At 40.2% G+C, this 13,416-nt stretch carries 11 protein-coding genes; 6 read left to right on the plus strand and 5 right to left on the minus strand.

The features are described 5' to 3' along the window. Window positions 1-150: 150 nt before the first annotated feature. The 3 genes from MHUN_RS05005 to MHUN_RS05015 are packed head-to-tail and all read left to right on the plus strand — an operon-like array spanning window position 151 to window position 4,217. Entirely contained in the window at window positions 151-999 is an 849-nt protein-coding gene (locus MHUN_RS05005) for a ParA family protein (protein ID WP_275039210.1), read from the plus strand. Beyond that, window positions 999-3,338, plus strand: coding sequence for a chemotaxis protein CheW (locus MHUN_RS18155; protein WP_011447989.1), 2,340 nt, complete (start codon window positions 999-1,001; stop codon window positions 3,336-3,338). Before MHUN_RS05005 ends, MHUN_RS18155 begins: the two co-directional genes overlap by 1 nt. 27 nt (window positions 3,339-3,365) lie before the next feature. Continuing rightward, window positions 3,366-4,217 carry a CheR family methyltransferase gene (locus MHUN_RS05015; protein ID WP_011447990.1) on the plus strand — a complete coding sequence of 284 codons (852 nt, stop codon included), beginning with the start codon at window positions 3,366-3,368 and terminating at the stop codon, window positions 4,215-4,217. Window positions 4,218-4,224: 7 nt separating this feature from the next. Here MHUN_RS05015 and MHUN_RS05020 read toward each other — a convergent pair whose 3' ends face one another. Further along, a complete protein-coding gene (locus tag MHUN_RS05020) occupies window positions 4,225-4,515 on the minus strand; it encodes a hypothetical protein (RefSeq protein WP_143709363.1) in 291 nt (96 codons plus the stop codon). Window positions 4,516-4,610: 95 nt separating this feature from the next. Here MHUN_RS05020 and MHUN_RS05025 point away from each other — a divergent pair, with 95 nt between their 5' ends. Continuing rightward, complete coding sequence (locus tag MHUN_RS05025) at window positions 4,611-5,834, plus strand: hypothetical protein (RefSeq protein WP_011447991.1); 1,224 nt, start codon at window positions 4,611-4,613, stop codon at window positions 5,832-5,834. Here MHUN_RS05025 and MHUN_RS05030 read toward each other — a convergent pair. The 4 genes from MHUN_RS05030 to MHUN_RS05045 form a co-directional block, all read right to left on the minus strand. Continuing rightward, window positions 5,831-6,415, minus strand: coding sequence for a molybdenum cofactor guanylyltransferase (locus MHUN_RS05030; RefSeq protein ID WP_011447992.1), 585 nt, complete (start codon window positions 6,413-6,415; stop codon window positions 5,831-5,833). The two genes, MHUN_RS05025 and MHUN_RS05030, sit on opposite strands and share 4 nt — an antisense overlap. Next, entirely contained in the window at window positions 6,412-6,879 is a 468-nt protein-coding gene (locus MHUN_RS05035) for a methylated-DNA--[protein]-cysteine S-methyltransferase (RefSeq protein WP_011447993.1), read from the minus strand. The genes MHUN_RS05030 and MHUN_RS05035 overlap by 4 nt, the downstream gene beginning before the upstream one ends. Then, window positions 6,879-8,900, minus strand: coding sequence for an ATP-dependent DNA helicase (locus tag MHUN_RS05040; protein ID WP_048067300.1), 2,022 nt, complete (start codon window positions 8,898-8,900; stop codon window positions 6,879-6,881). Before MHUN_RS05040 ends, MHUN_RS05035 begins: the two co-directional genes overlap by 1 nt. A gap of 67 nt (window positions 8,901-8,967) precedes the next feature. Further along, entirely contained in the window at window positions 8,968-9,375 is a 408-nt protein-coding gene (locus tag MHUN_RS05045) for a bacteriohemerythrin (protein WP_011447995.1), read from the minus strand. Window positions 9,376-9,619: 244 nt separating this feature from the next. On the opposite strand from MHUN_RS05045, the gene MHUN_RS05050 reads away from it, so the two are divergent. Then, on the plus strand, window positions 9,620-11,638 hold the full coding sequence (locus MHUN_RS05050; protein WP_158498164.1) for a NosD domain-containing protein: 2,019 nt from the start codon (window positions 9,620-9,622) through the stop codon (window positions 11,636-11,638). A 220-nt stretch (window positions 11,639-11,858) separates the two neighbouring features. Next, a complete protein-coding gene (locus tag MHUN_RS05055) occupies window positions 11,859-13,391 on the plus strand; it encodes an amino acid permease (RefSeq protein ID WP_011447997.1) in 1,533 nt (510 codons plus the stop codon). The last annotated feature ends 25 nt before the right edge of the window (window positions 13,392-13,416 follow it).

Consider the following 13,416-nt stretch of genomic DNA (forward strand, 5'->3'; position numbering starts at 1 on the left):
GCATCAAAAGAGAAAAAGAATATGTAAAAATTACTACCTGGCATCAGTAATAGTATTGGGTGAAGAGACCGGTAATGCCCGATAAACCGTCATTTATTTATAGAAATATCCTGATTATTCTAATTACGAAAGGGGAATCGTATTACCACTATTGCATTTATCCATCATAAAGGTGGAACAGGAAAAACAACATCCTGCCTACAGATAGCAGGGATCCTAAAAAATATGGGAAGAACAGTACTTGTAATAGATACTGATCCCCAGGCAAATGCGACTTTAGGTCTTGGAGTCTATCCGGATTCTCTTCAGAAACATATATATCAATATTACATGCAGAGATGTTCATCATCTCCAGATTCAGTTCTCCTGTCAGATTTTATCATAAAAACTATGTCTGGCATAGATCTCGTCCCCTCTCATCTTGATCTTGTCGGCGCAGAAGCGATATTATACAAAAACCCGGACCGGTATCATATTCTGAAAAGGGGGATTGATGTAATTAAGAACAGATATGATCATATTCTGATTGATACCCCTCCCTTCCTTGGTCAATTTCTCATGAACGGAATGATTGCTGCCGATCATTCTGTCATGGTTTTTTCTTCTGATTTTTTTGCTGTCGCCGGGTATGATCATATTAACATGATTATTCGGGACATCAAAGAGATCTTGGGAGTTGATATTCATATCAGTATGGCAATCCTGAACAGATGGAATAATCCATCAGAAAAAACAGAAACTTTTCTGGAAAAAATACAACATTTGTTTGGTATAAAACCGGAGGTACAACCTGACTCATTGCAGGATATACGAAGTCAGCTTGAAGACAGAATACGGATAGAAATCCCGGAAGTAATCCTGGTTGCGGAAGGAAGAGATGTATCTCATTCTTTAAAACAAGGTGTTCCACTAATAACTCTGGCTCCGGATGATCCATCCATGTCAGGATTTAAAAAAGCAGCATTAGTGATAGACTCATGGAAGACAAGGGGGAAATAATGGATACAGGTGAGAATAAACATTCGGGGAGAAGAGGGCTGTTCATGGTCACTGAAAATGATAAAAAGCAGCCAGAAAAGGAGATGGTTGTTCCAGACTATACAGAAATTATCAACAGGATTCTGAACTTTAAACAGGGGGAAATCCCGGAAGTACCGGAAGAGTTTGTGCCAATATTAAACCGGTTACAACAGGACACTGAAATCCTTCAGAATGAAAAACAGGCCATTCTAGAACTGACCAGAGAATTAGATCTATTGAAAGAAGAACAGGACATAATAAAAAAGGAACATGAAAGTTACCTCTCCGATCTGATTTCCGCTCATACTGAATTTGATAGAGCACTGGAGATATTTCAGTATCATACCATCCCTATGGTTCTTTTGGGATCTGAACAGCAGATCATGGATGCAAATGACATATTCTGCTCGATCTTCTCTGTTGAACGGAGTGAAATAACCAGGCATTTTCCACCTATTACTAAATATGTCTCTGATAAACCACCTTTTACCGCTCCGGACGGCAACCAATATTCTATTGTTACAATAAAACCCCCAATTGTTCCTTTTGATCATGATGCAGTTTCACTCGAACTCTTTATACCCTATCTGCCCCCGGGAGAGCCGAAAACAAAAGAAGTAGTATCCAGAGAGATATTAGAGAAAGCACTATCAAAAATCCTTCTTCCGGTTGCAATAATCGATGGGCATAACACAATCAAATATATAAATAATGCACTTCTGGAATATCTTGCACGGGATTATCAGGATATCTATCTTCGTGATATTGCAAGTTGTGGCTTTTCCGGAGAGATAAAAGAAAAAATTGAAGAAACTATAACAACCGGAACAAAAATCGCATATCAGACATCAATTCTGCATCGTGACAATACCTCTATTCAGGTATGGATCGAATTATTTCCTCTTACATGTGAAGAAGAGGCATACATTTTACTCGTTCTCTTCCCTGATGAAGAAGAGGAGGTCAATAATACCGAAGAAATCTCTCAGAATCTTTCGGAACTGAGGACGTCCTTTTTAAAAACTCTTCTGGACCTCAATCCTTCACCGATGGTTCTGTTTAATGATGCATCTGAAATTATCCTCGCAAATGAAGGTCTTTCAGAGCTTATAGGCGTGTCTTCCGAACAATTACAAGGCCAGAGATTGTCAGACATCGGGATTAGGGTATCCGGTTTTTCTGGAACGAGTGAAGAGATGGAGATACTTCCAGACAACATCTGTATTGAGTCACCATATGGGGTGCAATGTTACTCAGGTCTCCTCATTGCCAATCATCAATCAAATCAGAATCAATATCTTCTGATTCTTCAACCACCGGTTGATGTTCCAATCCAGCAGGATAAGCAACAAAGTCCGGATATCATTGAAACAGTACAGAATGATTCACCGTCTATTCAGACAGAGACTGATATTCATCCAGATTTTTCCCAATCAATTCAATTCTCTTCCATTTCGATTCCCGGACTTCTTATTGAAGATTCAATTATAAAAGAAATTAATCAGTCATTTAAAGATTGGAGCGGAATTCAGGATGAAAATATTTCAGAATATGCACAAATTCTCATCTCTCATACGGTCCAGGCCAGGGAGAACAGATCTTTGGTATTTTCATCACTCTATCCCGCAGGTCTGAAATCATATCAGATTCAGATTCAGCCGAGTATCTCTTTGCCTGATAAAAATATCTACTGGTTTATTGATCAATCCGAAGCACAGGAATCAATCGCATCATTACAGAATCAGATAGAGAGTTTACATTCCGAACTGACTTCAATAAAAAATAATCTTCAAGAGGAACGTTCTGCAATGAAAACTTCTGAAGATATATCCGGGCAGATAGATATCGTTGAATTTGAATTATCCGGTGGAAGATATGCAATGGATATTGGGATGGTTCGGGAAGTCGTCGAGATGCTTCCAATAACCCCACTTCCAAAGACTCCTCCTTATATCATTGGTATCATCAATCTGAGAGGTGAAGTAACCCATGTCATAGATCTTGCAGTACTTCTTGGAGAACGGATTAAGAAAGACCGAAGTGGCCAGAAGATTATCATCGTTCCTCCTGATGCAGCGCATGGAGAACATCTTGGAATTATTGTGGATAATGTTCGAAGTGTCACCGAAATCGGGGTGCGTCAGGTAACTGCTCTTGGAGATGAAATCAATGAGCGGATTCAAACCAGGATTAAAGGCATCATTAAGGTCACTCATGATGACCTTATAGAGAAACGTGAAGGAGAAGAGAAGGAAGCAAACCTTGTTATTTGGCTTGACATGAAAGAAATATTAAATCGTATGGCAAGTCTTCACTAAAAGAATTGTTCTCCTTTGAAACATATCATGGATAAAAAAATTATACCCCCCGTTTTTCCCCAGATTAATGTCCCACAAGTGAGTGAGAAGGGACTTCCGGAACTCATTCTTGATGTTCAGAAAAGACTCAATATTCAACTCACCAGTTACAAACAGGATTATATCAAACGAAGGCTTCTTTCACGGATGAATTCAACCAGATCAAAAGATTTTGTTGAATATCATCAATATCTGAAGACTCATCCTGAAGAAGAAGAAAAACTCAGGAATGCACTGACTATAAATGTCACAAAATTTCTTCGGGATCCTGATGTATTCAATCTGATTGGAAAAGAGATCTTTCCATCAATTATCCAGGAGAAGAGATCCATAAAAATCTGGAGTGCTGGTTGTTCATCAGGAGAAGAGCCCTATACTTATGCAATACTCCTGTATGATCAGGCAAAACCTGGGATTTCACTCAGTAATGTCATCACCGCAACAGATATCGATGAAGTGATTCTAAAAAGGGCAAAAGATGGAATTTATGAGAAGAATGCTTTGGAAAACCTGAGTGATTCCCAGATTAACAGACATTTCGATAAAACTGAAGATGGGAAGTACCGGATAAAAGATCACATCAGGAATATGGTTCGGTTCCAACCTCATGATCTCATGAAAGGTGTTCCGGTCGCACGGATGTTTGACGTGGTATCATGCAGAAATGTAACGATATATTTTAATGAACAACAAAAGAAGGATCTTGTAAAACTCGTTTATGAAAGTCTGGGGAATAATGGATACTATATTATGGGTATGTCTGAATATATGTCAAAAGATGTTGAACACCTGTTCAGACCCTATAAACCGATGCTTAAAATTTTCCAGAAAGCAGCGTAAAAATAAATTATCCTCTTTTTAGAAATCCCTTTTTTCTCGGAATTGGCTCCAGGCCAGATAACTCCCGGTTTTTATCGATCTTTTCTTCATGCGCTTTAATTTCGCTGTAAATAATATAAAAATTCAGACCTACCAGGATCAGAACAAAGAAAGTACTAATAAACAACGCCAGACCCTGGGGGCGGATTTCTTCCACGGTCCACATGATATAAAGCACCAGAAGTAACCCAAATAAATAAAATGGTCCCCACATTCTGATGTTCAGGATTTTCATGTGTGCTTCCAGATTTCTTTTCATACGATATCAATCTCACGGAGTGATCATCATTGGACACATACAGGTCCATGAGATCAGGTGAAGATAGATAACTAAGGCCGTCTAATGATAACCATATGAAAATTATCAGGGTTCCAATTTCCATACAAATCATTGCTATCCTGATGCTGTGTGCATTCATTACCGGATGTGTTGAGGTGACACCTCCAACCGGGGAACAGGAAGCGTCATCATATGGACCGGTTTCGCAAGGGAGTGGGGATATGAAAGATCTGGTAAAAAATCAGAATCAGACCATGACTCCTCCGGTTCAGTCACCAGGTCCATCCGATCAGCAGGGAGCAACTGAGCCGGTTTCTACTTCTTCACCTGAAACACCATTACCACCGGTTGAAAACGAATCATTTGTAAAAGTAACTCCGAAAGATTACAGCCAGCTCAAGGGCGATACACAGACTTCATATCTCCCCTATAACCGACCAATATCAACAGACAACCGGCAGTTTATGACAATATATGAGATATTAAATCAGTCATTCATGAAAAATGCTTCTGCATATGCATATCACCTTGTCACTCCGCCACTCTATATTGAATTAGGATTTTATCCAAAAATGGTAACCGACGAACAGGAAGTCTATAAAAGAACCGGCGATAAAGAAGGAACCATTAAGTATACCAAAGTCAGGCCATCACAGGATGCATGGTTTGAAATGCGTGTATATGATATGGACACAAACCAGGAGATAATACGGGAGGGATATGGAAAAACATACAGCATGACTAACAAAACAGCAGCAATCCGCAGGGCTGGGACCTTCCAGTTTGACTTTATGGGTGACTCAATTGCTGCTGATATTGCGATGAAAATCCCGGTCGATAATTCAACCGTGAATGCATTTTCAAATGTAAGTTCACTTATTGAAGATAAAAAAATCAAGTCCGGATTACTACCATCAGTATTTCTGCAGGAGACTGATATGGGTCAGGGATGGCAGAGAACCGGAGATCTTATTCATACTCCGGTGAAATATTCATCGATTTTAATTCTACCCTCATCAGGCTCGAAACTGACTCAGGATATTTCCAAATTCCCGGGTTCTCAGGATGCTGTTACACAATATGCACAGACGAAAACCGCGAATTCAGGAGAAACACACATAGCTATTACCGCTGGTGATGAAGGGTATGGATTTGAGTCTATCAGAAAAACAGGTGTGGTTTTCAGACAGGGACCATATCTTGTCCAGTTGACCAGTTATTCTGTCCCTCCGGTCTCTCTTGATGAATTAAAAAGACTTGCAACGTTAGTTTCCGGAAGAATAACCCAGACAAATTAATTTTTTATTTTTGAAAGTAAATTCAGATCATTAATATTGCAAAAAACATCCTTATCCGGGACCAGAGCCTGAATTTCCTGAACCGGAATATAACGGGTATGAAGGTCCTGAATGAGGGATGAAAGACGTCTTTCATCATTTTTTTCATAAAACTCTCTGACAGCATCACGACGATATACAGCGCAGAGTGGTTCATATCTACCATCTTCCCATACCGGAACCGCGGCATCAAATCCTTTTACTGCGTTAATCAGGTGTCTGATAACAATACAGGACAGGAATGGCATATCACAGGCAGTAACAAAAAAATATTCTCCTCCTGCATGCCAGGCCCCGGAATGAATACCCCCTGCCGGCCCCTGACCTTTCCGTAAATCCTGAATATATCTAACCTGATTTAATACAGGGAGAACTGCTACCTGATCCTCATCACGGCAGACTATCAGGATTTCATCAGAACAGGACCTGAGTTCTTCTGTCTGTCTCTCCAAAAAAGTCTTGTTCTCATAGGTAAACAGATACTTTGGATATCCGTTGACCCTCGTGCCAAGTCCGCCAACCAGTATGAGTGCTGAAATCATGATAAATGGAGGGATGAGTTTGTAATTCCCATGCGTTTTCTAACCCGTTCTTCAAGGTTCAGTAAATCCTGCTTTATTGAGATATCTGGCGTATATCCACCCAGACCTCCGGTTGAAACGACCCGGTGACAGGGGATCAAAATAGGAGTAAGATTTCTTTTCATAGCCATTCCAACAACCCGTGCCCCTGTTCCAACTGACTCTGCAATCTCCTTGTATGTTCTCGTCTCTCCATAAGGGATTGTCTTGACTTCCCGGTAAATCCTACCAAATACCGTATCATCCTGTTCATGAAGACTGCTTAGAGGAGAAAGAGTAGTAGTCTTTCCTGCCAGATACTGTGAAAGGGAAAGAGGAACCGGACCGGAAACACCCTGTCTTACAAACCGGATTCTGCTGACGACATTATCTGAATCCCATCTGATATAGACAAACCAGAGTCCAAACCTGGCAGATCCTTCCATTAATTCCAACCTTTTAACAATGAAGGGAATGAATGAACATTAACTTCCTGTATCTCCTCCTGCATCCAGCCTGGCAGTCGTTCTTTAATGGAGGGATCCAGAAACCGATTATCGCCGATGATAAGCACACCCCTGTCTTCCGGAGTCCGGAGAACTCTTCCAAGTGCCTGGAGAACCTTGTTCAGCGCAGGAAGTGTGTAGGCAATAAATTTTCCTTCCTCACCATATTGCCTCGTATAATAGTGCATGATCATCTGTCTTACCTGGTTCCACGGAGCAAGGGGAAGACCGATGACCATGGCTCCGGTCAACATCTCTCCCCGGTAATCAAGTCCCTCAGAAAATTTACCTCCACATACGGCAAATAAAATTCCTTTTTTCCCCTTCCCTGGCAGACTCATAAATCTTGTCAGTAATGGTCCTGCTTCACTGCTGTCCCTGGGCTCAATAAATACCTCACGGTCATGAAGATGCATCTCAACTTCCCTGGTAACTGATTCCAGCATCTGGTAAGAGGGAAACCATACACCAAGGTTTCCAGGGATTGTACAGAAGGTACGTATATAAGAGATCATCCTTTTCAAATTTTCATCTGACTGCCGCTGAGAATATGCCGAGGTGATATCTGCAGTTGTGAGTACAATCCGATTCTTTTTTGGAAAATGATTGGGAAGTGAAAATGATGAAACAGGATAATCCACAGGAAGGGCTCTGAAATAGAGCTGCTGATAACTGCTCAGCGGTGTTAATGTTCCGGAAATATATACAGAACAGAAGTGTTCACGTGCAAGAGTTGAGAGAGCGGGAGATGGATCAATATTTCTGACTTCAAGATAGATATTCTCATTATCCTTTCGAAAAAGTGTAAGGTATGCAGGATTTGTCCCTGAATTGTGAAGCCGGTACAGGAATGCAGAGAGTCGTTCAATCCCGGTTGTTCTGAAATCACCCCGTTTGCTGTTTGTCTCTCGAATATTTTCAGCAAGATCCATGAACTCATCGACAACCTCCTCCATTGTGCCATAGAGTGACTCCCGAAGTATCATACGACTGAATAACTGGGGATCAAACCAGTCCTCAGTTACAGCAGACCGACGAAGACCATCAAGAAATTTTTTTATGCCAGGAATAAGGCGTCTTATTGCTTCAAGGTCTTTGACTTCCTTTTTTATTGAGGAAATATCATGATCTGCCTGTTCAAGGGCCCGATGATCAAGACTGACTGACATAATATCCTGCATCACATCGCCACAGTTATGTGCTTCATCGATGAGCAGCAATATTTCAGAAGGCTCCCGTTGCAGATTCAGGTATAACTGCTCCCGGATCTGCTCGTCCATGATATGATGATAATTACAGATGAGGACATCAGCCTGTAATGAAGCCTGTGCCATGACCTCATAGGGACATAGCCCCCCACATGATTCGCGTAGTGTGTCAGGTTTAATACATCTTTCAATAACCTGAGTAGAAAGGCGTTTACATGCATCAGACGGAACCAAACGAAGACCTCCAGCCTTTTCATTCTGAATTGCCATTCGGCTTCGGATAAAAAAAGGACAGATGATCGGATGGTCCGGATCATTTTTCCTTATCTGATCTAGGATGACCTTATCTTTCGATGGATCCAATGATCCCCGATCAGCCCGCTCCCGGATAAGCGCCGTTGAGAATCCCTTGACAGCCTCACATTTCCGGTAGGTATCTCCTGAACCGCCCAGAGGACACATTGAACTTTTCCCAACCAGATATGAAAATTTTAAACAAGGTTGTTTTTTCCGAATGAGTTCTAGTTCCCGTATATAGGTGGTAAGCTGGGATATGGTCCGGACTGCAACAATTATCTGGCGGTCTCTACGTCCAGCTAATAATGCAGAGACGACAGAAGATTTTCCAGATCCGGTTGGTGCATCTATGAGGAGGACGCCACCCGTTCTGGCAGTTTCAAAAGCCCTGTGTAACATTTCTTCCTGTCCGGGCCGAAATGAAGAATAGGCAAACCAGTCCTGCAACTCATTCATCTGTAGCTGATTGACCCTGAATGCTTAAAGAAGATACGAATGACCGCAAAAAATGATAAAAGAAATATTATATAATTCCGTTTTTATTGAAAGTATCAGAATATTTTTTATCAGTTATCTGAATGTGATTTGATACCCAGTCCTTAAGAAATGTCATAAGTTCAATAGTTATCCCTAATTTGTTGGCCTGATAATCCTGGATAAGTGATTCAACTTTCCCAACAAAAGTATCATGCTCCTTTTTATGAAAAGCCAGTCCAGGGTAACCACACTGCTCCATATATTTCTCTTCGGTTGAAAAATGATAGACTGTATATGCTGCGAGCTCATCCAGAATTTTCCCAAGGACTTCCTTTCCCTTTTTTTCCAGCATTGCATCGTGCAGCGTGTTGATGAGCTGAATAAGTTTTTGATGCTGCTCATCAATCTCTGTAACATGAACACTCAGGGATTCAGACCACTTAAGAAATGCCATGATAAAGCTCTACCCATCCTTCATATAATATTTATTCATGAAATGACCGATACTGGTTTTTCCTGTGAAAATTATATGTAAACAAAAATATATTGATACTATGGATATTATACAGAACACATATAATCTGAAGAGATTGTTCAAAATAAAATTTGTCATCATTTTTACTATTTTCTTATTATATATCTCGGGATTTAGTTTTGGTGATGATACATTTGATGAGAATATCCTCATAACCTATCCTGTGACATTAGAAAAACCTGGAGTCTATTATCTGAATGAATCAGTTTTTATCAATGATTCAGCAATTCACATCACCCATTCAGATATCATCCTTGATGGACATGGCAATATTGTAACAGGAAATATGTCTTCAGGATCGATCGGAATTACAATACAACATCCTGAAATGATGATGCATAATATTACAATCAGAAATATTACCATAAGGGATTTTGAAACCGGGATTCTAATCGATACCTCACATGAAATCAACCTTGAAAAAGCAGATCTTATCTCTCATATGAGAACAGGAATCCGGATAGAGACATCAGAGAATATACAGATAACCAGGTGTACGGTTCAAAATAACAGAAATGAAATTACCGGTGGATACGGTATCCAGATATCAGATTCGAATAAAATAAAAATAACTAACTCCCAGGTAACCGGGAATGGGAAGACTGGAAAAAGTAATTCAGGAGGTATTTATATCACTAACTCTTCTGAGACCAGTATTATTTCCAGTCAGATCTCTACCAATCCAGGGTTTGGTATTCGGGCCGATAATGGAACAGAACATCTAAAAATATCAGATTGTGATATTTCTGTCAATTCAGGAGATGGAATACTAATCCAATCAGGTTCATCTCCAGACATCCAAAAATCAATTCTGGATAAAAACAAGGAATCAGGTATTGAACTGATAAAAGTGGTGCAACCTGTAATTACCGGGAATGTTATCACTTCAGGCACCATGGGGATTTCTCTCTTAGATACTGAAGACATGACATTAACAGGAAATTCATTAAAAAACAACCGGATTGGATTTGATATCTCTGCCTCAGATATTCGTTACTATAATCACCATATTTCAAATACCAATACGATAGACTCACGAACACTCATCTATCTGAAAGATGTCCGTGATAGAAAGATTGGACCATCAATGAACCCTTCGATGGTCATCATTGTCAACTCATCGGATATTGCATTGTCTGAACTCGTGCTATCAAAAAATTGTGCAGGGATTATCCTTGCTAATAGCTCAAACCTTACCCTCACAGATATTTCTTTCATAGAAAATGGTATTGGCATTAGGTCAGAATTTGGAACAAACAATCTGATATGCAACAATCTTCATGCAGAAAGAAACCTGGTGAGTGGATATTATATAAGCAATACCAATAATTTTACCCTGACATCAATCTATGGTCAGGAAAGCCCATCTGGCATCTATCTTCACAACGCAACAGGGGGGATATTAAAAAATATCTATATGACACAGATTACCGGATTAAAATCACGAATGCCTTCAGGGATTACGTTGAGCGGGTGTGACAGTATCACCGTTTCCAAGTCACAATTCTCTGAATGTTCTTATGCAGGACTTGTATCAGACTCTGATAATCTGAATCTCACTGATAATAGGTTTCTATCCAATACCTATGCCGGTTCAGTAATTCTCTCAGGCCCGGTAGATCTGTATAATAATTCATTCCTTAATAATGAGGATACCGGCCTTATCTTAAGGGCAAATCAGAGTACTATCCTCCGTAATACATTCACCAATAATAAGAACAGAGGGATTTTATTGATTTCTGGGAACGAAAATCTCTTTGCATATAATACCTTTAAAAATTATAAAAACTGTATGATTCAGGATAAAAATGCTATTAATATCTGGAACACCTCCAACATGTATTTTTCTGATAATACTTATCCAGCTGGTAATTACTGGGGAGATCCTGAAGGTGAGGGATTTTCGGATATATGTACCACAGATCCAAATGGTTGCTGTATTGATCCCTATATTATTCAATTGTATAACATAGACTATCACCCCTTATCATCACAATATATCATCGAATCTACCATGAATACTGACCTGAACCAGAATGGCCGGGAAGATTTGCAGGATGTGGTGAAATATATGAATATGGTCTCATCTGGTGATACCAGTTCATTATATGATTTCAGTGGTGATGGGAAAATTAACCTGAATGATGTAGTTTCATTATTTCATATAATAATAAAGAAATAAAAAAATAAATTAGAGATATCAGAATATTGAAGGAAAATTATTCTGTTTTATAAGAAAATATTTCGTTTTTAAACGTAAAATGGAATAGAAACTATTTTTTATTGAGATGCTGAAGTTTGGAAGCACTATTGTCAGAGTATTTAAAATCGAGGAACGATATGGAGGGGAAATTAATAAAATGGAGTTGTTTACGCATGATTAATAGGAGGGGGCTTCATTAGTGACTACCTGTGATGAAAATACCGGCTGTTTATGTGAACATACGCCGGTCGATAATCCCGTGCCTCTTGCAGGAAGAGCAAAATCATTACGACTTCAACGGGGAATCCGTCCCTGGATGGCAAGTCTGATTGCTATCGGAGGGATCATTGGTTCAATCTACTACCTGGGTTCAGGCTATCTTATTGCGGAAATGGGACCTAGTGTTATCCTTTTGTATGCTATAGGAGGTCTTGTTATCTGGACCGTGATGCAGTCATTTGCCGAACTTCTGGTAAATGTCCCCAGACAGGGTAATTTTATAAGTCATTCGGCAGAATTCATCTCGCCAACATGGGCTGTCGGAACTGGTTGGAGTTATTGGTTTAACTGGTGTGCCTATATTCCATCTGAGGCTGTGGCAGGGGGAATAATCATGCATGTTTTTGCCCCTCAGCTTCCCATAGTTGCATGGGCCGTTATATTTCTTACCATGATTACCCTTCTGAATATTATTCATGTAGGAGGATTTGGATTTGTTGAGAGTACGCTCTCGCTTATAAAAATCATTCATAACGGAGTCTTTTGCATAGTTGCAGCCCTTATCATTCTTGGCTTTATAGGATCCGGAGGCCCGATCGGATTGAGTGTGCTTTTCCCACCGAATAGTGATCCCTTTACGGACATCTTCCCAGCCGGAGTCTTTATCCTCATCAGTAACCTTGCTCTCATTCTTGTCAACTTTCAGGGTTCAGAGATTGTCGGACTCGCCGCTGCAGAAACGCAAAACCCGGACAGGATTGTCCCAAAGGCATGTCGGCAGGTTGTATACCGGATTCTACGTGTTGATATCATCCCCATCTTACTGCTTGTCATGATCCTGCCATATTCGGAAGCGGGATTGTCAGATAGTGTATTCTCTCTCGCTCTTTCCAAATACGGATTTACAGAAGTTGCAGGAATTTTATCATTCATAGTTCTAACCGCAGCTTTTTCCTGTGCAAATTCAGGATTTTATGGATCGGTAAGAGCACTGTATGGTCTCTCACTGGAAGGGATGGCACCGAAAATTTTTTCGAGACTAAACAAACAATGCACGCCAATGTATGCCACACTCTTTACTCTTCTCATGTGCTGGGCAGTTCTGAGCATGTGGTGGTTCTCCAATGGTGAGGGTGAACTGTATCTCTGGCTCTTATCAGTATCAGCATTTACCGGTGCTATCTGCTGGATATCTATCTGTTATTCTCAAGTGGTATTCAGAAGGCGTGTTTACGAACGAGGCTATTCAAAGCAGGATATCAAAGCCCCAGCTCCATTATCTCCATGGTTCCCCTTAATGATCGGTGTTATTCTTGAGATATTTGCCCTGGTCATCCTTGCATTCAATGAGGATCTAAGAGGCTCCCTCTATCTTTCTGTCCCGGCAGTGGCTGTTCCCATGCTCATCTATTACATAGGGAGAAAAACCGGGACGATAAGCGGCATAAAAATCCGTCATGAAGATGAAAAACCCTTTGAAGAACTCTTCCCGGAAAAACATAAACCCTCATAATCTCCATTTTTGATACATAGATGCA

This window comes from Methanospirillum hungatei JF-1, from assembly GCF_000013445.1.
In the GTDB taxonomy this organism is placed as follows: domain Archaea; phylum Halobacteriota; class Methanomicrobia; order Methanomicrobiales; family Methanospirillaceae; genus Methanospirillum; species Methanospirillum hungatei.

Bases quoted from the DNA above. Each gene is read 5' to 3' on its own strand.
- MHUN_RS18155 (WP_011447989.1), top strand. From the start codon at position 999: ATGGATACAGGTGAGAATAAACATTCGGGGAGAAGAGGGCTGTTCATG.
- MHUN_RS05015 (WP_011447990.1), top strand. From the start codon at position 3,366: ATGGATAAAAAAATTATACCCCCCGTTTTTCCCCAGATTAATGTCCCA.
- MHUN_RS05020 (WP_143709363.1), bottom strand. From the start codon at position 4,515: ATGAAAAGAAATCTGGAAGCACACATGAAAATCCTGAACATCAGAATG.
- MHUN_RS05025 (WP_011447991.1), top strand. From the start codon at position 4,611: ATGAAAATTATCAGGGTTCCAATTTCCATACAAATCATTGCTATCCTG.
- MHUN_RS05030 (WP_011447992.1), bottom strand. From the start codon at position 6,415: ATGATTTCAGCACTCATACTGGTTGGCGGACTTGGCACGAGGGTCAAC.
- MHUN_RS05035 (WP_011447993.1), bottom strand. From the start codon at position 6,879: ATGGAAGGATCTGCCAGGTTTGGACTCTGGTTTGTCTATATCAGATGG.
- MHUN_RS05040 (WP_048067300.1), bottom strand. From the start codon at position 8,900: ATGAATGAGTTGCAGGACTGGTTTGCCTATTCTTCATTTCGGCCCGGA.
- MHUN_RS05045 (WP_011447995.1), bottom strand. From the start codon at position 9,375: ATGGCATTTCTTAAGTGGTCTGAATCCCTGAGTGTTCATGTTACAGAG.